The following is a 25699-nucleotide window of genomic DNA, read 5'->3' as shown; positions in this document are numbered from 1 at the left end:
TTCTATTTCACCTTAAGACACGCGTTAACAATAAAGTTTTCTGTTGCCCTTATAAATAAAGACATTTTAGGCGTTCGAGACCGCCTCTTCTTCCAGTGCCTGGCAATCTGTGCAAAAACCTTGAAACTCAAACTGAGGTGAGTTTAATTGATAGCCATGAGATTGAATTTGCGCAGATAATTGCGCCATTAGCTCAGCAGGCATATGCACTTCTTCTACTTTTTGGCACAGGGAGCAAATTAAAAACTGAGTATGTGGATGGGGTTTATGACAATCGATATGTGTACAGCAGATGTATTTGTTGACGGTATCCAACTTATGGACCAAGTCAGCTGCAACTAACAAGTCTAAGATGCGATAAATGGAGACAGCTGGCAAGGTAAGCCCCAAATTTTGCTTACAGTACTGAACCAAATCATAGGGTGATAGCGCTTTGCCCGCCATCTTTAACCCCTTGAAAATAGCTATTCTTTTTTCAGTAGGCTTGATGCCAGCGTAATTAAAAATTTCGACAAACTCACTTTCTTGGTTATTTTTATTATTTTTTTGACTCATAAGACCCTATTTACTTGCCACACCACAATTAATGTTACATTATAACATACCACAAAATACCTAAATGAATCACTTATTTTCGTGCAATCCACCGTTATGCCACGAAAAAAACATATAACATGGGTAAGATAATTACGTTAACGACTTTGGGAGTAGTAAGCATGGTCACACGTAGACAATTCACCAAAGGGACGGTTGCACTTGCATTTGTCGGATTAAACAGCAGCATGTTAGGTTGCGCGCAAAAGCGCTCTATCACACCCACTCCAACTACCACAGGTTATGGCCCGCTCATCAAAGATCCCAAAGGCCTGTTGGACTTACCTGATGGGTTTAGTTACCAAATTATCTCTACTTTGCATGACAAAATGGATGATGGGCTCAGTGTGCTAGACAATGCCGATGGCATGGGGTGTATCGGATTAGATGAAAAACGCGTCGCTTTAATCAGAAACCATGAACTCAGCCCAAAGCATTTAAAAAATGCAGCACCAGATATTGCCGCGCATCGTACCGATAACGCTTATGACCGTTTAAATAAAGACATTGCACTGCCCGGGGGCACCACAACCATGGTGTATAACCTTGAGACTCAGCATATTGAACAGCAATATTATAGTCTCGTCGGCACTATTAGAAATTGTGCTGGCGGGACAACCCCTTGGGGAACTTGGTTAACCTGTGAAGAAACAGTACAACTGGCAGGAGACGGACTGGAAAAAGATCACGGTTACATTTTTGAAGTACCCGCAAATCAACAAGGGTTAACTCAACCAGTACCGCTTGTGGACATGGGCCGCTTTAACCATGAAGCTGCCGCGGTAGACCCAAGAACAGGAATTGTTTATCTGACCGAAGACCGAGGTGATGGTCTCTTCTATCGCTTTATTCCTAAGCAAAAAGGCAAATTGGCGTTCGGCGGTACTTTGCAAGCCCTCGTGCTTAGAAACACTCGACAGTTTGACACCCGTAACTGGACACAAGCTAACATGCCTTTATCAACTTGGTACGAGAGCGAGTGGATCACCTTGGATAACCCGCAAAGCCCTGAAGATGACCTACGGCTACGCGGATATGACTTAGGTGCAGCTGTATTTGCACGGGGCGAAGGCATTCATTTTGGCGACAATGAGCTTTATTTTTGTTGCACCAATGGCGGAGAAAAACAACTAGGGCAAATCATGCGTTATCAACCTTCAGCCTATGAAGGCACCGCACAAGAAACCAAGCATCCGGGGCAAATTCAATTGTTTTTAGAAAGCAGTGATAAATCACTGTATGACTTTGGCGATAATCTCACGGTCACGCCGCAAGGACACCTGCTCATTTGCGAAGATCAATATACTTTATTACCTGATAATCACTTGCGTGGTGTATCGCCCAAAGGCGAGGTATATCCATTTGCTAAGCTGCGCGCCAAAACTGAGCTTGCAGGCGCCTGCTTTTCTCCTGATGGGTCAACCTTATTTGTCAATATTTACTCACCCACCCAGACATTGGCAATTCGAGGAGATTGGTCAAGCTATCAAGCTTAATTTGAAGAAAATTGCAGCCAGTTTTTCTGAACTTGCTGGCTGCAAACGTGATTTTTAAATTCAATTAGATTATTAAAGTAAAAATCATGAGGCGACGCTTTGTCGTTTTCGGCGCTTTTTAAGATAAGGGAAAAAGAACAAAATCATACCTGTGATGGAAATAACTAAAGTCACAAAAGAAACAGGTAACATCAGCCATAAATTGGCGTTTTTTTCAAAGAAGGTACCATCATGTAAGCTTTCTATTAGCTCAGAATTACGTTTTGCAATGTGTAAAATTTCACCTGTCTGATTATCTATTTGAATCTCAATTTTATTATTACTACGGATTTTAGTGATCCCTTTTGCAGGGCGCACATCTAAACGATTCACATCATCCCAGCTTTTGATTTGAGCAGACTCTACAGACTTAGCAATGTCTAAAATTTGCGTAAACGTCACTTCAGGCATCGTGCCAATACCTTTTGCTGAAGGCGGCTGGATAAAACTAAACTCTTTTCTAACTAGCAATAAAATACCTGTTACGATGATCACAAGCAGGGGGATAGAAATAATAATACTCGCCCACTTGTGAATACTTCTATTATTTTTATTAAAACTCATTGCTTCCTTTAAAATTGTATACTTGTTGATAATTTAACGCTGCGCTCAGGCTGCAAAGCAGCATCTTCGTCTAAACTGCCATAATAGGTTTCGTCTGTGAGGTTATTAATCACAACGGACACAGTTTGTCTATCCGTTAATTGATGCTCAACTGACACATCCCACACAGTAAAAGCGTCCCGCTGTATTTCAGAACCACCCACTTCATCGGCACCAAAAGTATGTCGGTATGCGTTTGACAGCGACCAATTGTCGAAATGCACTAACATGGTCCAGCTCAGTTTACGTGGATGCAAATCATCTAGCCTTTGTTGATGATTATCCTCACCGGACTGTTGCTGGTAACTCACTATGTGCTCAAAATATTCACTGGCGTACCACCTGAACTCCGCTTCAAAGCCACTGATTTGAGCATGACTCAAGTTTTGATAAGTCAAATAACCTGACGCTGTCTCATAGCGATCAATGTAATTATCTAAGTCATAATGATAAACAGCACCATACACACTCACCTCGTCAGATACGTGCCAGTGCAAAGATAACTGACTGCCAACACTGGTTTCAGGGTCCAATGCTTGGTTACCGACAATAAGCCCTCTTGGCGTTTGACCATAAAACAAACGCTCAGAGAGTGTTGGATATCGAAAGCCCGTGCCAATATCAAGCCCAAGATCGACAATATCTGAAAGTGGTAGCATGGCTGCAAAAGAAGCATTTAAGCGACCGTCAGTGGCATCTTCGGATTGCTCACTTTGCTGCTTAAGCCAGTCATATCTCAGCCCTAAATCAAAATCAACGCGCCCCCATTGCCAATGGGTTTTACCATACAAAGCGAGATTGTCTTCATCGGCATTCATCTCATTACCAAGTGGGCTAAGTGCAAACTCATCCACCACTAAATAATCGCTGGTAATTTTCACACCTTTACGTGATAGCCAATCTATCCCCCAATGGCTCTCATTGCCCATCAAGTCAATATGCTGTAGCCATTGACCTCCCAGAGTATGTCCCTGGTATTGACTCAGCCCGCCATAACGCTCAAACCTCACTGTCCTGCTATCCCAGTTTTGATAGTGATGATAAAACTTCGCCATCCAGTTTTCGTCACCGTTTAACTGAACCTGCGCCAACGAATGTAGCTCCTCAGGATAGTCACTTAGCTGCTGAGTCGGATATTTAACATTACTTTTACCAATACTCTCGCCATAACTAGGTAACCAAGAGTAAGTGGCTGTAAAGCCTTGGTGTTGAACTTTATACCTCACAAGAGCTGAGGCACGCTCAAATTGAGTACTTAACTCATCCCCACTGGGGGCAGAATCATTATTGGCATGCTGGTAGGCAAAGGCTGAGGTAAAATCATCCTTTTGATGTTTAAAGGACAAATTAACGCCTTGATTATGGCTTTGCACTGAACCTGCAACTTGCGTCTTATCTGACATCTCAGAGCTTAGACTGACCACACCACCCATTGCTTGTGAACCATAAAGTGCTGAGCTAGGACCTTTAATCACGTGGCCCAAGTTAAGCAAAGACGGGGCAATAAATGATGCTGAGTTACCAGCTCGCCTGTCTGTAATAATGGGTATGCCATCAATTTCAGTCCGTATTCTGCCACGGCTAAAGCCACGAATAGCATAGCTTTGAAATTGACCGCCTTGACCATTCAAGCTAACACCTGATAAAGAGGTCAATTGATCAGCAATGGTTCGGTTCAAAGAAAAGGTAAAGCGCTCATCTAAATAAGCAGAGGTATGATTCGCGGATGCAATTGTCAGTGATTCTTTTGGTGCAAGCACCTCAATCACTTCAAACTGTTCACCATGTGCGCTCACCACGAACGGGGCGCAGGCACACAAAAAAGAAAATATCGTTTTCATCGTTAATAAACTACTCAATTAACTTGTTATGTGGTCTTGTCGGTATCTCATCAGGACATCTTCGTTGTTAACTGTTAAAAAAGCTAAGAGTGGTCGTCCGAGAAATTCACGCATCGAATGTCGCCAACGTGAAGCTTAGCATTTGCATTCAAAATGGCGCCGCTAAGACATGCGACGCCATAATTTGAATAACGCTACTTTGTCACAACAGCAGCGCCACGAGTCCAAGGCCCACCCGCATCAATCACTGATTGCTGCAGACTCGGAATCGTTTTTTCCTGTAAGGTAGAAACGCGTCTAATCACATCTTCTAGACCTTGCTGCGCATAGCCAAACTGCTGACGATGCTGCTTTGTAGGACCATAAGAAGACCACAGCGCAGACATTGCATAACCTAGGCGGCTAGAGATATTTGCTGGCTTTGCACCTTTACGGTCACGTGATTTCAATCCTGTTAGTTCAAAATTGATAGCATTGATATCAGCCTGAGCTTGTGCGTATGCCGACTCAAGTGAACTGATATTGCCAGGTGTGCGATCTATCGCTGTACGCAATGATTGCAGTGTCTTAGTGGCTTCATTTAGCGCAGCCGCTGTTGACGAGTAACGTCTTTGCACGCTTTTTAGTTGCTCGCTAAACTCAGCAATGGCCTCTGCTGTAGGCCCTGATACAGCACCTTCGGATATCGCTTGCAATTCAAATTCGACAGGAGTTGCCAGCTGAGATACTTCACCTTTTACACGCTTGTACAGAATAGCTGTATAAGTACCAGGCATAACCATACGCGCCATGGCAAACGGGTCCCATCTAGACGCTTTTTCGCCAGTGATAGCCTGATTAGCCGCATACTCCATATCCCAAGTTACACGGTGTATACCTTTGGTTGTTTTACCTGCGACACGGTCTACAAAGTTGCCCTCTGCATCACGAATTTCAAGATAAACAGCAGGCTTTGGTTCTTGGTTTTCTTTCTCAATCGCTTCCCAAGTCGGGTATTTTGGATACTTCTCGTCTTTGACTCGCTTCTTCTCAGCTTGCTGACGTTGCTCTTTGGCTGTTAATAAACTGTCTTTTAGGAAGTAAGTTAATGTCGCACCATGCTCAGGGTTATCCGCAACATAGCGATCATCCCCGTCCGTACGGCTGTGATTTGTATCTTCTTGATACCACTTAACCGGGCGGCCTGGGCCCATCAAAATAGCGTCTTGCTCCATGGCTTTTTCAGTCAATGTACGCAACGGTGTATAATCATCGAGAATATAAATACCGCGACCAAAAGTACCCGCAACTAAGTCATTTTCACGGCGCTGTATTTTAACATCGCGTGTGGAAATCGTCGGAATACCGCCGTTAAGTTCAATCCATTTTTTACCACCATCAACAGTGAAGAAAATACCAAACTCAGTGCCAATAAACAGCAGGTCTTTGTTCACATGGTCTTGGACAATACGCCAAACTAAGTGATTCTCTGGTAAGTCTTTCGCGAGTGATTTCCAAGTTTTACCTAGGTTCGTTGACTTGATCAGATATGGCTTAAAATCACCATACTTGTGATTATCTAGTGCAACGTACACTGTATTTGGATCAAATAAGTCCGCGCGAATATCATTCACATATGCAGTAGCTGGCACGCCTTTTACACGCTTGAGGTCAATTTTTTTCCAATTTTTGCCGCCATCGCTGGTGACTTGAATTAGACCATCGTCAGTACCTGCCCATAAGATATTGTCATCGACCGGACTTTCGGAGAAGTTCGCAATCGTATGGTACTCAGACATTGCATAGAGATCCCAACCGGCTTCAACAGACCAAGTGCGGCCCATCATCGGTGTATGCATACGGTTACCATTTTTAGTCAAATCACCGGAAATAGGCGTCCAACTATCACCACGATCATCAGATCGCCACACACGCTGTGATGCAAAATACACACGCTTAGGATCGTGAGTAGACACATTTACCGGCGCATCCCAATTGAAACGCTCAGCAGGATCGCCCGGCAAAGGTTGAGGTTTAATATATACATTCTCACGCGTTTTGAAATCATGACGAGTCAAGTTACCCTGCTGCCATTGAGAATACATAATATCTGGGTTGCCCGGCTCAACTGCAGGCTGATGACCGTCTCCACCCAAAGTTAAGAACCAATCTTTATTTTTGATCCCCTCTGAACGCATAGTTCGAGACGGCCCGCCTTGCGTTGAATTATCCTGTGTACCGCCATAGACCTTATAGAATGGCTTGGAATCATCCGGCGCGACTTTATAAAATTGAGTTAATGGCAAGTTCGCCATGAAGCGCCAGTTTGCCATACGGTCATGTGACATATAAATACCGCCATCAGAACCAATCAGTACAAAATCAGGATCAGTTGGATGGAATGCCATCGCATGATCATCTACGTGCTTGCGCTTGGTGTTGATTGGCGTCCAAGTCTTACCACCATCATCAGAGACTTTACTGTAGTTACTGGCAATATAAATACGGTCAAATTGATGCTTATCTGCAAAGATTTCTTGGTAATAGTGCGGGCCAGTACCGCCACCTACTTCATCTGACATCTTGGTCCAGCTCTGACCACGGTTGGCAGAACGATAAAGACCACCTTTACGGTTATCAATTTCAACAGCGGCATAAACAACGTCAGGATTGATAGGAGAAATGGCTAAGCCAATTTTCCCCATATTGCCTTTTGGCAACCCAGTTTTAAGCTCTGTCCAAGTCTCGCCGCCATCATCAGAGGTATGAATACCAGAGCCTGGGCCCGTACCAACGTAAGCCTCAATTTTTCTTTGTCGAGACCAAGTTGCTGCATATAATTTATTTGGGTTTCTTGGGTCAATCAGCAGCGATGTCACACCAGTCCACTCATCTTCTGGCTTTAATACCAATTTCCAAGTTTCACCGCCATCAGTGGTTTTATATAGGCCACGCTCGCCGCCATCAGTCCAAAGCGGCCCCTGTGCTGAAACCCAAACCGTGTTTGAATCTGTTGGGTGAATGATGATGTCAGAAATACGTTCAGACTTTTTCAAGCCCATGTTTTTCCATGTTTTACCGCCATCCATTGACTTATAAACACCGTCACCAAAGCTGATATGGCGACCGCCATTGTTTTCACCAGTGCCTACCCAAATGATATCCGAATTGCTCGGATCTATGGTCACATCTCCGGTCGAATAAACGGCCTGTTTATCAAAAATAGGTGTCCAAGTTGTTCCCGCATTAACCGTTTTCCAGATACCACCAGAACCCACTGCAGTGTACCAAGTGGACGGATTGTTTTGGTCCACTTCAATATCCGCAATACGTCCTGACATATATGCAGGGCCAATATTTCGCAGTTTCATTGCCTCAAAGGTTTTACTGCTAAAGATGGCTTTTTCTTCATCAGATTTAGCGGCCAGCGTATTTGAACTGGCACATGCTAAAGATACAGCAACTGCTGCTTTTAATAGTGCATTCATTTTCCCACCGATGTTGGTTTTTGTTTTTTTCAAAATCAACACTAACGTAAAAGATGCTATTAGTATGTAAATAAACGCTGAGATTACAGAAAATAGAGTCTAAAGTTATATTGTAACATTTTGTGTAAAAGTGAGACGCTCATTCATCCTTAAGTACGAAGTAAAATGAAATGAAAAGCGTCTGTTCACCAACGAGAAAAAGCAGAAAAACTCATAATTTATATAGAGTTAAACCTGTAGAAAATGACAGTCTTGACTGGTCAATATGTGATGAGAAGTAATTCAGGTAGGATAGTAAGGTATTAAAAAGCAATTCAGATATTGAGCCCAAACAAGTTGTAATCTACTTTATTGGGCCCACTTTCAATTAACAATTATAAGTTGCTTGTTTGGATACGAGACAACATTTTAATGCCAAACTTTTCTGCAACCACACTTAGGCCAAGGCCAAAACGCTCAGCAAGTGCCTTTTTAGTCTTATACTTTACTTTGTAAAGTTGATGCGATTCATTTAACTCTAATAAAAGATCATCACTGGTTTTGATTTCATCAACAAGATCAAACTCTTTCGCATGCGTTGCAAACCAATGCTCACCTGTCGCCACTTTATCAATGTCCATATGAGGTCGGTGCTCTGCTACAAACTGCTTAAACAAAGTATGTGTGTGTTCGACTTCGCCTTTAAACTTGTTTCGGCCTTGCTCAGTATTTTCACCGAACATGGTTAACGTACGCTTGTATTCCCCGGCAGTGATTTGCTCAAATTCAACATCATTTTTCTTCAAAATTTTATTGAAGTTTGGGATTTGGGCAAGTACACCAATGGAGCCGACGATAGCAAAAGGTGCAGCGACAATTTTATCCGCCACACACGCCATCATATAGCCACCACTCGCAGCAACTTTGTCTACGCTAATGGTGAGCGGTAAACCAGCCTGTTTAATACGGTTTAATTGAGACGCTGCTAAGCCGTAGCCATGTACAACACCACCACCGCTTTCTACATTGACCAACACCTGATCTTTTTCTTTGTTCGCAATAGTTAAAATTGCTGTCACTTCTTCGCGTAAGCTTGCCACTTCATGCGCATCAATACTGCCCGAAAAATCAATAACAAACGTATTTTTTTCCGGCTTCTCTTCAGACTCTTTTTTACTGGCTTTAAGGTGTGCTTTCAGCGCTTTTTTATCTAGCGTTTGATGTAGAAACTCTTCTTTGGTTTCTGCTAATTGAGCAGATAAATCTTTGACCTCAATTTCACCCGATTTACTTTTTGGTTTTTGGCTTGCACCAACAACTAATACAATGATGGCGCCTACAGCAATTACGATTGTCACTGCTTTAGCCAAAAATAAGCCATATTCAAACAAAAATGCCAATGCTATCTCCCAAACCCTTGTCTATAGTATGTTTAATTCAAATCTTCTAACGTTAATCTTGTCTTAAAAAGTGCGACATTGCAATGAAACCTTGATAACTAGTCTCATTTAGAACAAAGGAGAGACATAAAAAAAGCCGCTATCCAGCGGCTTTTTGATGTTCATATGCATTACTTAGCAATAACGGTCGTATCTGTAATTGGTAAGATCAAACCTTTAGATGCCAAATAAGTGGCTACTTGTCTCTGCATTTCTGCTGTTGCCTGTGCATGACCCTGAGCGGTTCCGCCAGTGCGTGCATCAAACGATGGCGTTAGCATTGAGCTATGGTGGCCCTGTGAGAAGTTCACAACATAGCGCCCTGCTGAACCATCTGTTGACTGTTTAGACTCTGTCGCAGTCTCTAAACCCATCAGCGCAGCAAGTGGTGTACTACCACCTAGCGGGTTACGTGGTAGCGTTGATGCTGGGATCACTTGGTCACCCTTGTTTTCGCCTTCACCACCAACGACAACACTCATGTACATAGGTGTATTTACCGCACGTACAAGCGGTGCATAGTTAAGCGGATCTGCGGTATCCAACACGGTTTGTGATGCATAAGCAAACTGATCAACGGTGCCATTAATGGCCGCAATTGATGCTAAATCACCTTCAGCTTCTAAGTTTGCAACAAATGTGTTATACGCACATGCCGCAAATGCACTGCCTGAGAATGTTGAGCAATCCGCAACCGCACCTTCTTGAAGGTAACTTACAAACTTTTTAGACACAGCAAGATCAGATGCGCCTTGCACAACAGCTGTTTTTACAACAGGTCCAAACGATGCAGATTCAACTAAGAAGTTTGCAATACCAGCACCACCGCTAGAAAGCGCCGCTGGTCCCACTTTAAACAGAGGCTCTGCTGCTTTTAGCAGCTCATTTTCAATTGGTAAGTTTGCATGCGCAATAAAGCTTGGTGCTACAACTGAACCCAACGATTGGCCAACGAAGCTAACATCATTGGTATTAAAGTTTAGAGGCACTTGCGAGAAGGCATTAATTGCGTTTAGACCAAATCTCAATGCAAGTAAATCCGCCGTTGATTGACGAAGGTTATCACGAGCAACTAGCAGTGACTGAAGGTTCATGTAATGTAACACGCTCTTAGTCGTGGCATTAAACTCGTCTATACCATCACCGTCTACGTCAATACCACGCTCACCGTGCATTGGGTGGTCTATCGCCACGGTTGCAAAACCAGCCTGAGACAGTGCTAACGTCAAGCTAAGCATGTCTTCTTTTTTGCTGGTGATACCATGTTGCATAATGACAACAGGGAAGCCTGTTTCTGGCGCTTCTGAAAGCGGGAATGTGATTTGCACTGGTACATTAGCAACCCACTGCTCTTTCGGAATGACATTGTATTTAGATACAAATTTTTGTGCATCAATACCTAAGTCTCGCAATTGACCACCTGATAGTGCATTACACTGCGCATCGACTGTACCATCTTCAGGTTCAGGTAACTGACCACCAGCTTGTGCTTTCGCGGCTGCAACGGCAACGCCGTTATCACATAATGCCTGCCAATAAGTATCAGCCAGCGCGGCATCTTCACCATTTTTAGGACGGCTTAAATATTGCGGTAATTGGATATTACCTGTTACATAACGAATACCGCCAGCTGCTTGCAGTAATTCAGGTGGCAATGCGGCAGCTAAGCCTAGTTCAACAAATTTGTCTGCCACCGACATATTGTCTTGCTCTGGTACTGCAATAACTGGCTGCTTCGCGGTACCAAATGTTGATGCTAATAGCTGCTTGATAGTGCCAACAACAGGGCCTGTCGCTTGCGTCGTCATTGCCGCTGTGTAGACGATTTCATCCGCGCCAATGGATTCACTTGAGACAAGTGCTTGCTCATAGCTGCGAATAACGGCTTGCAGAGATTTTTGCGCATCAGTTACTAGCGGCGCTTCTTGACGAAGCAGTGTATATGTTGATGAAGGCGTTAAACTTCTGCCGCCATCAATGGTGTCTTTGATGTTGCTTGTTAGTACCGTGATATAGGTCGTATTCGACTTAAACGGTTTAACAGGAATAACATTGATGTTTTGGCCATCTTCACTCAGCTGTGAAACAAAATCGCCAGTTGGACCAAATGTCAGCTCACTCACTACGCGGCAAGCCAACGCAGGGCTCAAGTTTTGACATGCCTCAGTTTGCGCATCATCACCCATAACGACTTCAAATATACGAACTGCGCCTGGCGCTGCCACTGTCGCCGCATCAATTGTCACACCCGTAGGTGTATTCAAACCAATTTGATAAGGCATTTGTGTAGACCAACCGTCTAAACCACCAAGTGCTAGAGAAGGATCAGCATAACCCGCACGAGATAACAGAGGCTTAGAATCGCCATCTAACTCACCAGGAATATTAAGCGTACCATCTTGTGTACCACTAAAGAGAATATCATTAGGTACGGAAATAACACCATTTGAGGGGTCAAATTTAACCGATGCAACTGGCGTTACAGGTTTGGTGTCTTGCTTTACATCTTCTAGCGTTTCACCGCCACCACAGCCTGCTAATGCAGCTGAAACAGCGAGTGGTAGTAACAGTTTCTTCATTGTATTGGCTCCGACATAATTTTATTATTATTGTTACCTCGGCCAGTGCCCACCCTTGCCTCAAGAATGTAAGCATAAATAAGCTGCCGAGAATAATTCGTTAAAACTATGTAATTTTGCTTTTAATAAGACATTAGACCAGTTTAACTTAACGCAAAGTGTAGCCTTTCGCCACTCATATTTGCAATAAATTCGATAACTTGCGTCATGACTATGATAAAATATAGCAAATGTATTTGTTCGAGGTCCAATATGCAAACATATAATGCAGCTAGTAATGCACTAGAAAATAAAGTGATTTTGGTCACAGGTGCGGGTGATGGTATCGGTCGTATTGCCGCTATCAATTATGCCAAACATGGCGCCACTGTGATTTTGTTAGGGAAAACTACCAGCAAGCTAGAAGCGGTTTATGATGAAATCATCAATGCCGGTTACCCACAACCAGCCATTGTGCCATTGGACCTTAAAGGCGCAACTAAACAACACTACCGGGATCTTGCTTCTACGATTGAACAACAATTTGGTAAGTTAGACGGCCTCCTTAATAATGCAGCGATTTTAGGCACTATGGGCCCGCTAGAGCATTTCTGCGTATCGACCTTTGAAAACGTCATGAAAGTCAATGTAACTGCACAGGCGATGATCACACGCTTCTTATTCCCTGTCATGCGTAAAGCACCCAGTGCCTCTATTATTTTTACTTCTTCTGGTGTAGGACGCCAAGGGCGCGAGTTTTGGGGTGCCTATGCTATCTCAAAATTTGCCACTGAAGGCATGATGCAAACATGGGCTTGTGAAGTGGGTAAAACCAATATTCGCGTCAACTGTATCAATCCAGGTGCAACCCGTACAAGCATGCGCGAAGCCGCCTTCCCTGGTGAAGACAGAGACAAGCTAAAAACAGCGGAAGATTTGATGCCAACTTATTTGTACTTGATGTCAGATGACTCATTAGAAGTGAACGGCCAATCGATTGATGCACAGCCTAAATAAGTATTTATATTTTCGCTAAAACTAAAAAAGGGCCAATCGGCCCTTTTTTAATGCACTTACTATTATCGACGCTTAGTTTGCTTCAAACGTTGATTATGCTTGTGTACAGCCTTTCTGATACGATTCACTTTAGCACGCTTATCTTTACGCTTTTCAGGCATCACAGATAACTTAGTTTGTGTCTCAGGTCTCAGGCTCACTGATTTTCTCAAGTAGTTCACGTCTTCTAGCGCCAATTCTTCCCAGCCGCCTTGTGGTAAACGTTTATTCAGTTCTAACTTACCGTAACGCACACGGATCAAGCGTGATACTTCAACCTCTTGTGATTGCCATAAACGACGTACTTCGCGGTTACGACCTTCTGTAAGCGTTACATTAAACCACTTATTGATCCCTTCACCACCACGCGGCTTAATTGATAGGAACTTAGCAGGACCATCTTCTAACTCAACACCTTGAGAAAGGGTTTTCAAAGTTTGATTCGTAACCTCACCAAATACGCGCACAGAATACTCTCGCTCTACTTCGTATTTAGGGTGCATTAAACGGTTAGCTAACTCACCATCATTGGTAAAGAGTAATAAACCTGATGTATTGATATCTAATCGACCGATTGCAATCCAACGATCGCCTTCTAAACGCGGTAATCTATCAAATACTGTACGACGGCCTTCAGGGTCTTTGCGCGTACATAGCTCACCTTCAGGCTTGTGATACATTAAAACGCGGCAAATACGCTCTTCTTTTTGCTCAATCTTAACCACATGGCCATCCACTCGGATCACCGCATTTTCTTCGACTCTATCGCCTAACTTAGCAACTTTACCGTCAACACTGACACGGTTTGAGTCAATGTATTTTTCCATTTCACGGCGCGAGCCAACGCCCGCACGCGCTAATACTTTTTGTAGCTTTTCACTCATTCTGATGGTTCTCTCACAGAAGGATCATTTAACATCTGATCTAGCTTCTCAGTTTGCAGCTCTGGCAGTTTTGGTAACCCATCCAGACCGTTCAATGAGAAGTAATCTAAAAATAACTTGGTCGTCGCATACAGTGCTGGCTTACCCGGCACTTCTTTGTGTCCAACAACCTTTATCCATTGTCGCTCTAACAAGCTTTTCATAATGTTAGAACTGACAGTCACCCCACGAACTTGTTCGATTTCCCCTCGAGTAATTGGCTGACGATACGCAATAAGCGCTAGCGTTTCCAAAGTTGCCCGAGAATACTTAGGAGCTTTTTCTTGCCAAAGCATATTAAGCCAAGGGCTTAAACTTGGACATGCTTGAAAGCGATATCCGGTTCCGACTTCAACAAGTCTTACACCACGTGTTTGGTAGTGCTCATAAATCGTTTCTATCGCTTGCCCTATACGCTGATCAGAAACATGAATATCTTGCAGCACAGTCTCTTTCATGTGCTTTTTCGATAATGGTTTATCTGCTACAAAAATCGCAGCTTCAACCAACTCGACAAGTTGTTCATCACTGACTCGGCGTTTCATGTCACTATTTCTTCATAAGGCTAGTAGAAGGCGCGGTATTATGACAGAGCTGACACTACTCTTGTAGCTTTAATGACAAATAAATTGCACGCTCGAGCTTGATTTGAACAATCGAGATTAATTGCTCTTTAAGCAACTCAAGCATAGCGATGAATGTCACCACGACACCGCTTCGACCTTCTTGAACACTAAATAGCCGACTGAACTCAACAGGCTCTGTATGCTCACTTAAGTATTGCAAGATCATCGACATTCGTTCGCGGGTGGAGAGGGCTTCTGCACTGACCTGATGATGCTCAAATTGCTTAGCTCTGGCCATCACTTCACTCATCGCCAGTAATAGCTCTTTTAAATCCACATCAGGCAATGAATCGTCATCTTGCTCATTATCTTCAATGAGTGCACGTGCAATAAATATATCCCGCTCAACACGGGGGATTTTATCCAAGTTTTCCGCAGCCACTTTAAACTGTTCATACTCTTGTAAGCGTCTTACCAACTCTGCACGAGGGTCTTCTTCTTCTTCGAGTTCTTCATGCGTAGGGAGTAACAAACGAGACTTAATCTGTGCCAATAAAGCAGCCATCACCAAGTACTCACCAGCAAGCTCCAATTGCAGTTCTTGCATCATCTCGACATATTGCACGTATTGCTGAGTAATGCTCAGTATTGGGAGCTCTAAGATGTCTAACTTGTGACGCTTTATCAGATATAACAATAAATCCAGTGGCCCTTCAAAGCTTTCGAGGATCACCTGTAAGGCATCTGGTGGAATATAAAGATCTTCTGGCTTTTCTAATACGGCTTCCCCGTTTAAAAAAGCCAGAGGGGATGTTTTACTAGAAACTTCTGTCATGAATTATTCAAATGGTGTGGTATCACCACATCCATGACGTAAAATTTCGACATTGTCTTCAGACATATCAATCACAGTGGTTGCTTGTTCAATTAAATAACCACCATGCACAATAAGGTCAACATGCTTTTCAAGTTGCATGCGAATATCGTCCGGATCAGACTCAGTAAACTGCTCGCCAGGTAAAATAAGCGAGCAAGACATTAACGGTTCATTGAGCTCTTCTAAAATCGCGCAGGTTATTGGATGCTCAGTGACGCGAATACCTATGGTTTTTTTCTTGTCGTTTATCAGTCTTTTAGGGACCTCTTTGGTGCCCTTTAAAATGAAGGTATACGGTCCCGGCGTATTATTTTTTATCAAACGAAACATTTGATTATCAACACGCGCATAAGTCGATAATTCGGATAGATCGCGACACATTAGTGTGAAGTTGTGATGTTTTTCGATCCCACGGATACGCTCAATGCGTTCTTTTGCCTGCTTGTTTCCCAAACTACACCCGATCGCATACCCCGAGTCAGTTGGATACACAACCACTCCGCCTTTTTGGATGATTTCGACCGCTTGACGGATCAATCTGGCTTGCGGATTATCTGGGTGAATATGAAAAAATTGACTCATGCTAACATTCCTCTGTGGCTCCCCAAAACTGCCATACACCTTGGCAATCTTTTGGTAAGTATAGATTTCTTCCTAAATCTAACCAGCTCATAGGGTAATGAAAATCAGAACCTTGGCTGGCTAATAAATTATATTCTTGCGATAGCTGACCAAGAAACTGTCTTTCACTTGGCGCTTGTTGCGGCTGTGCCACCTCCATCGCTTTACCACCAGCACAGGTGAATTCATCCAGTAATTTTCTCAGCCATTTATTGGACATCTGATAACGTCCAGGGTGAGCCAATACCGCAACGCCGCCCGCCCCTTGTATGGCTTCTATGGCTTCTTGCATAGAGCACCAAACACTGGGCACATAGCCGGTCTTATTGCGCGCTAAAAACTTTTTAAATACACTCTGAATATTTTTTGCCACACCACGCTCCACCAGCGCCTTCGCAAAATGAGCACGGGTTATCTCTGCACCTTGTGCCAACTCTAAGGCCTGCGCATAAATACCTTCGTAGCCTCTTTTTTCAAGGCGAGCACCAATTTCTTTGGCTCGTTCACGGCGTTTTTGCTGCTGCTGTGTCAATAATGCCTGCAGATTTGCATCATCGATGTCAATATTTAGACCAACGATATGAATTTCGAAACTTTCCCACTTGGTAGAAATCTCAACGCCTGAAATCAATTCTAATGCTAAGTTTTTTTCTGCAATATAGTCACGTGCAACGGATACACCCGCCACCGTGTCGTGGTCAGTTAATGCCAGTACATCAACGCCTTTTTCTGTTGCCCGCTCAATAAGCTCAGGTACTGCTAAACGCCCATCAGAAAAAGTGCTATGACTGTGTAAGTCATATTTAATCAAAATTTTCCCCTTAAAAACCAAGTGAGCGCAGTATACCACGCCAGTCAGTTCGAGTGCGCTTTTATTTCCTCTCTCAAAACACTGGAGAATTTAGCCATTTTTACTAGGTCAAAAATCGTATTAATGAAATGAATAACGGACGATTGTTTATTTTTTGATATTAGTGCTTGACAGTTTACACCTGAGTAGGGTTTACTGTAGGCACTTAAATTGACATAACGAAAACTTTACAAATGAATCTAACACAAAAAACAAAAATCGTTTGGTGGTGGCGCTCGTAATTGCGGGTGTGATTCGTTGTGTCTAACAACTTTTAAACCCGCGCTGAGTCCGCGGGTTTTTTTATGGAATTTTTATAGTGATTAACAATTTTTGCAACAATTCATCTACAAAATCTTGGTGGTGGTGCCTGAATTAGCGGGAAGGCATTGTTGTAACTAATTACACACCCCCCGCAAGTAAAAATACTTCGGGGGGTTTTTTGTACTAAAGAGGAATGAGGTTTGATTTTTAGTCATATAACTACAACACCGGGTGAGGTGACGAGTATAAGGCAGCGGCGCGATTATATCGAAAGCCCTTTGTCATTATACGCGGCCCTCAATAAACCCAACACACTGTTGTTAGAGTCTGCGGAAATAGACTCAAAAGACAATGTAAAGAGCATCATTTTGGCGGACGCTGCACTACGTATAGAGTGCAACGGCCTTGAAGTGAAAGTACGTGCCCTTTCTAATAATGGCGAGCAATTACTTAATTACTTAGCAGAGCAAGTGAGTAACTGCACGGTTGTTAAAGAATATGCTGTACTGACGCTAACATATGATGCTCAAGACTTATCACTGGATGAATACAGTAAACTAAAAGCAGACAACGCATTTAGCGCACTACGCACCTGTATTAATTCAATTAAAAGTAACTCAGATACGCCATTTTCCGTCTTTTTAGGCGGAGTATTTGCCTATGATATGGTCGCCAATTTTGAAACATTGCCTGACGTACCAGACGGTAAAAATGATTGTCCTGACTATGTTTTCTACTTAGCAGAAACCTTAGTGATGATCGATCATCAAGCTAAAACCACTGAGCTAATTGGCAATGTATTCAATGGTCCAGATGTCCATGCTAATTGCTTTGAGGTAGGTAAACAGCTTGAAGAGCTCAATCGTCAATGCGATGAGTATGAAACATATAAAGAACAGCCAGAGCAAGCGACACATGATATGAGTGTTGATATCAGCGATGATGTCTTTAAAGATCAGGTCGTAAAACTGAAGAAAAACATCGTTGATGGCGATATTTTCCAAGTTGTGCCCTCTCGTACATTTTCGCTACCTTGTGCAAAGCCACTTGCCGCTTATAAGCATCTGAAAAAGCAAAACCCAAGCCCATATATGTTTTATATGCGAGACGAAAAGTTTGTGCTGTTTGGAGCCTCTCCTGAGTCAGCCTTAAAGTACTGCCAAGACAGTAATCAAGTTGAAGTCTACCCAATTGCAGGCACGCGTCCTCGCGGAAAATTTGCAGACGGCTCCATTAATCCTGATTTAGATAGTCGCATCGAACTAGAGTTACGTGACGATAAAAAAGAACGTGCGGAGCATTTAATGCTCGTCGATTTGGCACGTAATGATGTTGCTCGGATCAGTGTACCAGGAACTCGCCATGCTAAAGAATTGCTCAAAGTAGACCGCTACTCACAAGTCATGCACTTGGTCTCTCGAGTCGTTGGTCAGCTAAAACCTGACCTTGATGCTTTGCATGCTTATCAGGCTTGTATGAATATGGGCACACTTGTAGGCGCACCGAAAGTAAAAGCAGCACAGCTTGTCAGAGACATTGAAAAGCAGCGTCGCGGCAGCTACGGTGGCGCGGTTGGTTATTTAACAGGTGATGGCGTAATGGATACATGTATCGTCATTCGCTCAGCCTTTGTGAAAAATGACACAGCCTATGTTCAAGCAGGCGCTGGCGTTGTTTATGACTCAGACCCTCAAGCTGAAGCCGATGAAACAAAAGCCAAAGCCAGTGCGGTGATCAAAGCCATTCAATCTAGCTATCAAGGAGTGGGTCATGACGCCTAAAGTATACTTTTTAGATAACTTTGATTCATTCAGCTACAACCTTGTTGATGAACTGTCACAGCTTGGCAGTGAATTGGTGGTTTATCGTAACCATATCGATGCAAGCACTATCTACGACAAAATGTGTAATGAAACCGTACCAGTGATATTGGTATTATCTCCTGGTCCTGGGAAACCTAGCGAAGCAGGCTGTTTACTTGATTTGATTGAATTATGTAAAGGCAAATTTCCTATGTTAGGCATTTGTCTTGGTCAACAGGCATTAACGCAAAGCTATGGTGGTACCATCGGCCATGCTGGCGAGACGGTGCATGGTAAATCATCACGTATTGATGTGGAAGAGCACCCTGTTTTTGCAGGTCTTGGTAAACAGTTTCCTGTTGCAAGGTATCACTCATTAATGGCGACAAGCGTACCTGAGTGTTTAAAAGTCATCGCTAAATATCAAGATATTCCAATGGCAGTGTACCATACCACTGACAAAGTGATTGGTTATCAATTCCACCCAGAATCAATTTTAACGCCAGACGGTGCCAAGCTGCTTAAGCAAAGCATCGATTACTTAACCTGTTAGGAGGCAACATGGAAAGTTTAAATCAGCTGATTGATCAGCAATCACTGAGCTTTGAGCAAGCAACTGAGTTGTTTGGACAAGTTATGCAAGGCGAGTTATCTGAAATAGAGCTCACCGCAGCATTGGTGGCACTCAAGATAAAAGGTGAAACCGCAGCAGAGATTGCTGGTGCCGCAAAAGCCATGCGTGACCATGCCGTCGCTTTTGATAACCGCGGTTTAAACTGCGCTGATAGTTGCGGCACAGGTGGTGATGGTACGAATACCATTAACGTCAGTACAACCGCAGCCATTGTCGCAGCAGCGTGCGGTATTCCAATGGTAAAACACGGTAACCGCAGTGTTTCTAGCAAATCAGGTTCAGCAGATTTACTGCGTACTTTGGGCATTAATCTTGAGATGAGCCCTGAGCAAGGTACAAACTGCTTAGAGAAGACCAACTTTGCGTTTTTATTTGCCCCGCTCTATCACAGCGGTGTTAAACACGCGATGCCAGTGCGCACACAACTAAAAACGCGTACCTTGTTTAATATTTTAGGCCCGCTTGCAAACCCTGCGAAACCGCAGCTACAGCTGCTTGGTGTATATGATCCAGCACTTTGCCGCCCAATGGCAGAAACATTAAAAATGCTGGGGACAGAGCGTGCAATGGTTGTCCATGGTGCAGGATGTGATGAAATCGCACTGCATGGCACAACCCAAGTCACCGAACTTAAAAATGGTGAAATTACTAAATACACGCTAACGCCAGCTGACTTTGGTTTAGATAATTACGCGCTTGAAGATATTGCCGGTGATACCCCTGAATATAACGCTCAAGCAACCCGTGATATCTTAGCTGGCAAAGGCAAGCCAGCACACAATGCCGCAATTGCAGCCAATGTCAGTGCGTTACTTGTGATGTCAGGCAGAGCAGACACGCTAAAAGAAGGTACACAACAAGTACTAGATGTGCTGGCGTCTGGCAAATGTGTTGAAACGCTTCAAGCCATTTCGGAGGTCAGTCATGGCTAATGTGTTAGAAAAAATTGTTGATGACAAAAAAGTTGAATTGGTCGAGCGTAAAAAAGCTTTCCCTTTGAGTGAGTTTCAATCTTTGGTTCAACCCAGCGAACGAGACTTTTATGGCGAGATGTCAAAACCCGGCATTCAGTTTATTTTAGAGTGCAAAAAGGCATCACCTTCAAAGGGTCTGATCAGAGATAACTTTGACTTAGATGAAATTACCTCGGTATACGCTAAGTACGCAACCTGTATCAGTGTTTTAACAGACACTAAGTACTTCCAAGGCAGTTTTGATTACCTAAGCTACGTACGCAGCAAGGTCGAGCAGCCGCTGATCTGTAAAGACTTTTTCATTGATGAATACCAAGTATACCTCGCGCGCTTAAAAGGTGGCGATGCAATCTTATTGATGCTGTCGGTGTTGGATGATGAAACATATGAAAAGCTAGCAACACTTGCTCACTCGCTCAATATGGCGGTACTGACTGAGGTCAGTAATGAAGAAGAAGTGCACCGAGCACTTAAACTTGACGCTAAACTGATTGGGATCAATAACCGTAACTTGAGAGATCTCAGCACTGATCTAGCGACCACGGAACAATTAAGAAAACTGATCCCGAGTGACAAAACCGTCATCTCTGAATCAGGAATTTATACACATAGCGACGTTAAACGCTTAACTCCTCAATGTAACGGCTTCTTAGTTGGCAGCTCTTTGATGGCTGAAGATGACCTAGAAGGCGCTTGTCGTAAGCTGATTTTAGGTGAAAACAAGGTGTGTGGATTAACCCGTGTTGACGATGCCCTTGCCGCTTACCAAGCTGGCGCCGTTTATGGCGGCTTAATTTTCTATCCAAAATCACCACGCTTTGTTGACTTTGATTGCGCTCGTGCGGTCGTAGACAGTGCACCTTTAAAATATGTTGGTGTTTTTGTGGATGCACCCCTTGAGCAAATTGTGGAATATGCGCAAAGCCTAAGACTAAGCGTGGTTCAACTTCATGGTCATGAGTCACAAGACTTCATAAGCACTCTGCGTAAACAGCTACCTGTCAATTGCCAAATCTGGAAAGCACAAGGCATTGTAGATGAATTTCCTGTGCCTTTTGATGAAGTAGACAAACACCTATATGACACAAAAACAGCTTCAGCATTTGGCGGAACTGGAAAAGTTTTCAACTGGCAACTACTTAAAAGTGCAAAAAAACCATTTATGCTTGCAGGCGGTCTTAACGCAGATAATGTAAAAGACGCTTCCTATTTAGGTGCGGCAGGCTTTGATCTTAATTCAGGGGTGGAGACGAGCCCCGGTAAAAAGTGTCCGGAAAAATTACGCGATGCTTTTAACAATATTCGAAAATACTGAGGTGGATAGAATGAATACAGGATATTTTGGTGATTTTGGTGGCATGTACGTCCCAGAATTACTCGTACCAGCACTAAAACAACTTGAACAAGAATTTGAAAAAGCACAGCAAGATGAAAGCTTCAAATCTGAGTTCTATGCACTACTAAACGAATACGCGGGCCGTCCAACACCGTTGACGCTTTCTCGCAACCTAGTTAAAAACCCAAAAGTTAAACTGTACTTAAAGCGTGAAGACTTACTGCACGGCGGTGCACACAAAACCAACCAAGTATTAGGTCAAGCACTACTTACTAAGCGCATGGGTAAAAAAGAAGTCATCGCTGAAACAGGTGCTGGACAACATGGTGTAGCAACAGCGCTAGCCTGTGCACTACTGGGCCTAAAATGTCGAGTTTATATGGGTGCAAAAGACGTTGAACGTCAGCAGCCTAATGTGTTCAGAATGCGCTTAATGGGTGCAGAAGTAATCCCTGTCACTGCTGGCTCTGGCACGCTAAAAGATGCCGTCAATGAAGCAATGCGTGATTGGTCTGCAAACTATAAAACAGCACACTACCTGTTAGGCACAGCAGCAGGCCCTCACCCGTTCCCGACCATTGTTCGTGATTTCCAACGTATGATCGGTGAAGAAGCTAAGCAGCAAGTGCTTGAAGCTGAAGGCCGTCTACCCGATGTTGTGATGGCGTGTGTTGGCGGTGGCTCTAATGCAATTGGTATGTTCGCAGATTTTATCGATGAAAAAGAAGTCAAACTCGTAGGGATTGAGCCAGCTGGTAAAGGCCTTGATACTGACGAGCACGGTGCAGCTCTATGTAAAGGTAGCACAGGTATTTTACATGGTGCCTATACCTACATAATGCAAGACAGTGATGGACAAATTGAAGAGTCATATTCTGTTTCTGCTGGTCTTGATTACCCTGCTGTTGGTCCTCAGCACGCCTACCTACATAAAACAGGTCGTGCTCAATACGTTGGGATCACAGATACCGAAGCACTTGACGCCTTCCAAGCACTGGCAAAACATGAAGGGATTATTCCTGCCCTTGAGTCAAGTCATGCGATTGCGTATGCATTAAAGTACGCAGAGCAACAAACTGAAGAAACCGTTATTGTCGTAAACCTAAGTGGCCGTGGTGACAAAGATCTTGCCCATGTACACAACGTATTGAACGAGCGAGGTGCACTATGAGCCGTTACAGCAACTTATTTACACGCCTAAACGACGCCAGAGAAGGTGCATTTGTGCCATTTGTTACTTTAGGCGACCCGACAAAAGAGATCAGTATTGATATCGTGAAGAGCTTGATCGACGGCGGTGCTGACGCACTAGAGCTTGGAATCCCATTCTCAGACCCAATTGCTGATGGCCCTGTCATTCAAGCAGCGAATATCCGTGCACTTGAAAGTAAAATCAATACACAAGATTGCTTCGATATCATTCACGAGATCAGAGAGTACAATGCAGACATTCCTATTGGTCTGTTACTGTATTCAAACTTAATCTTTGCACAAGGTCTGGAAAACTTTTATCAGCAGGCAAAAGATGCGGGAGTTGACTCTATCTTAGTGGCTGACGTGCCTCTACATGAATCAAAAATGTTCAGACAGGCTGCACAGCAAGCTGAGATTGAGCCGATCTTCATCGCAACACCCAATGCCAGCGATGATACGCTTCGTCAATGTGCAAGCTATGGCCGTGGCTACACTTACCTATTATCACGTTCAGGGGTTACAGGCACAGAAACTAAAGCGGAAATGCCTGCAGATACCATGATCAATAAGCTACATGAGTACAATGCAGCGCCTACATTATTAGGCTTTGGTATCTCTGCACCGGAGCATGTACAAGCTGCCATTAAGTCAGGCGCAGCAGGTGCAATCTCAGGTTCAGCGGTCGTGAAAATTATTGAAGATAATTTGAGTGAGCCGGCACTGATGTGCGAGCGTTTACGTGAGTTTGTTGCAACCATGAAGGCTGCAACAGCGAAGTAAGCCTACTTAATCAGCTAGGGCATCTTTAAATGCCTTAGCTGGTTTAAATAACACTTTATTTTGACCTTCTATGATAATTTCTTCCCCTGTTTTAGGGTTTCTCCCAGGCTTAGCGGGATGGTAGCTTAGCGTCAACGAGCCAAAACCAGATAAAGCAACAGGATCGCCCTCAGACAATCGTTTTGTAATGGCATTTAAAATGCTGTCTAAAGCGGCTTTTGAATCCTTTTTAGTCAGTTCGTTGCGCTCAGACATCGCTGAAACTAATTCACTCTTATTCATTGAGTTCTCAAATTATTTTTAAGGTGTGCGGAGGCTAGAAGTTTAGCAGCTAAAAGTCAATCTTGAACTTATTGTCATAACTTGGTAAAACGCAATAGAGGTATGGTAACGCGAGGTTTTAAATGGCATTTATCGTTGAGTATTTACCCCTGATCCTATTTTTTCTCGTCTATAAATTTATGGATATTTTTTGGGCTACGGGCGTATTAATTGTCGCATCTTTAATACAGATGGCATGGCAATATTTTAAGGAGGGCGCGATCTCTCAAAGGCATTGGATTTTCTTTGCCATTGCTTTATTACTCGGCGGATTGACAATACTATTCCAAGACGAACAGTTTATCATGTGGAAAGCCACTATAATATACGCTGCTCTGGGCAGCACACTTTTAGTATCACACCACATGTTAGGGAAAAACCTGACTAAAAAAGCCTTGCTCGGCATCCTCAATAGCGCAATGAAACAAATGCAGCATGCAGAGCAAAGCGACAATAAAGTACCAAAACGACAAAAAGCCGAAGAGCTCCCTATCCCTGAAACGCTCTTTGCACAACTTAACCTCGCATGGTCAGCACTCTTTTTTGTTATCGCGATTTTAAACTTAATTGTGGCTTATACTTTTTCACTCGATTTTTGGGTTAATTTTAAGGTCTTTGGTTTAATGGCAATTACTTTTATCGCCGTTATGTTAACCATTGCCAAGGTATCTAAATACCTCCCAGAAGACGAATAAATTCAACATTGATACCATTACGAAAACAAGCTTTACAGGTAAGAAAATAACTCTGTAAAAGTTCCAGCCAAAATGATGATGCTTGCTATATTTTATGCAGGGCAGATTTTCAGTATGGTGGTCTTTTGAACGCGCATCAATATAGATGGTTTGAGCTATTCTCTGTTTTTATTTTTCTTCCTTGTATCGCTTATCTATTTCGTGCAGAGCTTGCTAATTGGCTCTTCCCTGCATTGATCACTTTAATGGTAGTGTGCACTTACCTACTCATTTCTGATCCGCATTTTAAACGATTCAGACTCACCAGCCTTGGGCAATTCTCAGCCATAAAAAAACGGTTATTTTCGATGTTTTTTATCGGCGCTCTATTCTCTGGCATGCTGTATGGGCTGATAAGTCAGGAAAGTTGGTTTGCACTGCCCATTAACTCAACGTTTGACTGGTTAGTGCTGTTAATTGCTTACCCTATTTTATCAGTCCTGCCGCAAGAACTTATTTTTAGAAGCTACTTTTTCCACCGCTACAAACGAATTTTACCAAGTAAAACCGTAAGGGTTGTGCTCAGTGCCAGTGTGTTTGCACTCGCACACTGTGTATACGATAACTGGATGGCCATCATTTTATCATTTATGGGCGGATTGTTATTTGCGTATACCTATGCACACAGCCGTTCTTTAGCCGTGTGTGTGCTAGAACATAGTTTGTGGGGATTATGGATATTTACAATTGGCGCAGGAAAGTATCTAGATGCAGGTGTGACATTTACATAAATTGTGGGGCAAGCGCCCCA

General features: G+C 43.3%; 22 protein-coding genes. 10 read left to right on the top strand and 12 right to left on the bottom strand.

Annotated elements, in window-relative coordinates:
* Positions 1-66: 66 nt before the first annotated feature.
* Complete coding sequence (locus tag L1077_RS17150) at positions 67-555, bottom strand: Fur family transcriptional regulator (protein ID WP_237138186.1); 489 nt, start codon at positions 553-555, stop codon at positions 67-69.
* Between the two features lie 161 nt (positions 556-716).
* On the opposite strand from L1077_RS17150, the gene L1077_RS17145 reads away from it, so the two are divergent.
* Complete coding sequence (locus tag L1077_RS17145) at positions 717-2090, top strand: alkaline phosphatase PhoX (protein ID WP_237138185.1); 1374 nt, start codon at positions 717-719, stop codon at positions 2088-2090.
* An 84-nt stretch (positions 2091-2174) separates the two neighbouring features.
* Here the strand turns inward: L1077_RS17145 and L1077_RS17140 are convergent, their stop codons facing one another.
* From L1077_RS17140 to L1077_RS17120, 5 genes are all read right to left on the bottom strand, one after another.
* A complete protein-coding gene (locus tag L1077_RS17140; RefSeq protein ID WP_237138184.1) occupies positions 2175-2693 on the bottom strand; it encodes a PepSY-associated TM helix domain-containing protein in 519 nt (172 codons plus the stop codon).
* 8 nt (positions 2694-2701) lie between these two features.
* A complete protein-coding gene (locus L1077_RS17135) occupies positions 2702-4573 on the bottom strand; it encodes a TonB-dependent receptor plug domain-containing protein (protein ID WP_237138183.1) in 1872 nt (623 codons plus the stop codon).
* Positions 4574-4767: 194 nt separating this feature from the next.
* On the bottom strand, positions 4768-8040 hold the full coding sequence (locus tag L1077_RS17130) for a WD40/YVTN/BNR-like repeat-containing protein (RefSeq protein ID WP_237138182.1): 3273 nt from the start codon (positions 8038-8040) through the stop codon (positions 4768-4770).
* Between the two features lie 374 nt (positions 8041-8414).
* On the bottom strand, positions 8415-9419 hold the full coding sequence (gene sohB / locus L1077_RS17125) for a protease SohB (RefSeq protein ID WP_237138181.1): 1005 nt from the start codon (positions 9417-9419) through the stop codon (positions 8415-8417).
* Positions 9420-9589: 170 nt separating this feature from the next.
* The gene (locus L1077_RS17120; RefSeq protein WP_237138180.1) at positions 9590-12037 is read right to left on the bottom strand and encodes a VolA/Pla-1 family phospholipase; all 2448 of its coding nucleotides are present in this window, start codon (positions 12035-12037) and stop codon (positions 9590-9592) included.
* Positions 12038-12289: 252 nt separating this feature from the next.
* On the opposite strand from L1077_RS17120, the gene L1077_RS17115 reads away from it, so the two are divergent.
* Positions 12290-13033: a YciK family oxidoreductase gene (locus L1077_RS17115; protein ID WP_063362171.1), complete on the top strand. Its 744-nt coding sequence runs from the start codon at positions 12290-12292 to the stop codon at positions 13031-13033.
* 62 nt (positions 13034-13095) lie between these two features.
* Here the strand turns inward: L1077_RS17115 and rluB are convergent, their stop codons facing one another.
* From rluB to rnm, 5 genes are read right to left on the bottom strand one after another with little or no spacing between them, the layout of a single operon-like run.
* Positions 13096-13956 (bottom strand): 23S rRNA pseudouridine(2605) synthase RluB, encoded by an 861-nt coding sequence (gene rluB, locus L1077_RS17110; protein WP_039607882.1) that lies wholly within the window; start codon positions 13954-13956, stop codon positions 13096-13098.
* A complete protein-coding gene (scpB, locus tag L1077_RS17105; protein WP_237138179.1) occupies positions 13953-14540 on the bottom strand; it encodes an SMC-Scp complex subunit ScpB in 588 nt (195 codons plus the stop codon). Before scpB ends, rluB begins: the two co-directional genes overlap by 4 nt.
* 55 nt (positions 14541-14595) lie before the next feature.
* On the bottom strand, positions 14596-15396 hold the full coding sequence (locus L1077_RS17100; RefSeq protein ID WP_237138178.1) for a segregation and condensation protein A: 801 nt from the start codon (positions 15394-15396) through the stop codon (positions 14596-14598).
* A 3-nt stretch (positions 15397-15399) separates the two neighbouring features.
* On the bottom strand, positions 15400-16020 hold the full coding sequence (locus L1077_RS17095) for an L-threonylcarbamoyladenylate synthase (RefSeq protein WP_237138177.1): 621 nt from the start codon (positions 16018-16020) through the stop codon (positions 15400-15402).
* 1 nt (position 16021) lies between these two features.
* Entirely contained in the window at positions 16022-16870 is an 849-nt protein-coding gene (gene rnm / locus L1077_RS17090; protein ID WP_237138176.1) for an RNase RNM, read from the bottom strand.
* A gap of 503 nt (positions 16871-17373) precedes the next feature.
* Between rnm and L1077_RS17085 the strand changes: the two genes are divergently transcribed.
* Genes L1077_RS17085 through trpA form a run of 6 tightly spaced genes read left to right on the top strand, consistent with a single transcriptional unit; the run spans position 17374 to position 23893 of the window.
* Entirely contained in the window at positions 17374-18954 is a 1581-nt protein-coding gene (locus tag L1077_RS17085) for an anthranilate synthase component 1 (protein WP_237138175.1), read from the top strand.
* Entirely contained in the window at positions 18944-19528 is a 585-nt protein-coding gene (locus L1077_RS17080) for an aminodeoxychorismate/anthranilate synthase component II (protein WP_237138174.1), read from the top strand. The genes L1077_RS17085 and L1077_RS17080 overlap by 11 nt, the downstream gene beginning before the upstream one ends.
* Positions 19529-19536: 8 nt before the next feature.
* Positions 19537-20541, top strand: coding sequence for an anthranilate phosphoribosyltransferase (trpD, locus tag L1077_RS17075; RefSeq protein ID WP_237138173.1), 1005 nt, complete (start codon positions 19537-19539; stop codon positions 20539-20541).
* A complete protein-coding gene (gene trpCF / locus L1077_RS17070) occupies positions 20534-21898 on the top strand; it encodes a bifunctional indole-3-glycerol-phosphate synthase TrpC/phosphoribosylanthranilate isomerase TrpF (protein ID WP_237138172.1) in 1365 nt (454 codons plus the stop codon). Before trpD ends, trpCF begins: the two co-directional genes overlap by 8 nt.
* A 10-nt stretch (positions 21899-21908) precedes the next feature.
* Complete coding sequence (gene trpB, locus L1077_RS17065; protein WP_237138171.1) at positions 21909-23090, top strand: tryptophan synthase subunit beta; 1182 nt, start codon at positions 21909-21911, stop codon at positions 23088-23090.
* A complete protein-coding gene (trpA, locus tag L1077_RS17060) occupies positions 23087-23893 on the top strand; it encodes a tryptophan synthase subunit alpha (RefSeq protein WP_237138170.1) in 807 nt (268 codons plus the stop codon). The genes trpB and trpA overlap by 4 nt, the downstream gene beginning before the upstream one ends.
* A 6-nt stretch (positions 23894-23899) precedes the next feature.
* Here the strand turns inward: trpA and L1077_RS17055 are convergent, their stop codons facing one another.
* Positions 23900-24175: an HU family DNA-binding protein gene (locus tag L1077_RS17055; protein WP_039607871.1), complete on the bottom strand. Its 276-nt coding sequence runs from the start codon at positions 24173-24175 to the stop codon at positions 23900-23902.
* Between the two features lie 122 nt (positions 24176-24297).
* Between L1077_RS17055 and L1077_RS17050 the strand changes: the two genes are divergently transcribed.
* Complete coding sequence (locus L1077_RS17050; protein WP_237138169.1) at positions 24298-24909, top strand: inner membrane-spanning protein YciB; 612 nt, start codon at positions 24298-24300, stop codon at positions 24907-24909.
* A gap of 125 nt (positions 24910-25034) precedes the next feature.
* Entirely contained in the window at positions 25035-25679 is a 645-nt protein-coding gene (locus L1077_RS17045) for a CPBP family intramembrane glutamic endopeptidase (protein WP_063362183.1), read from the top strand.
* Positions 25680-25699: the final 20 nt, after the last annotated feature.

This window comes from Pseudoalteromonas luteoviolacea, from assembly GCF_021654285.1.
GTDB lineage: Bacteria > Pseudomonadota > Gammaproteobacteria > Enterobacterales > Alteromonadaceae > Pseudoalteromonas > Pseudoalteromonas luteoviolacea_J.
The sequence above is the reverse complement of the archived record's forward strand: the minus strand, read 5'-3'. Positions and strand labels throughout refer to the sequence as shown.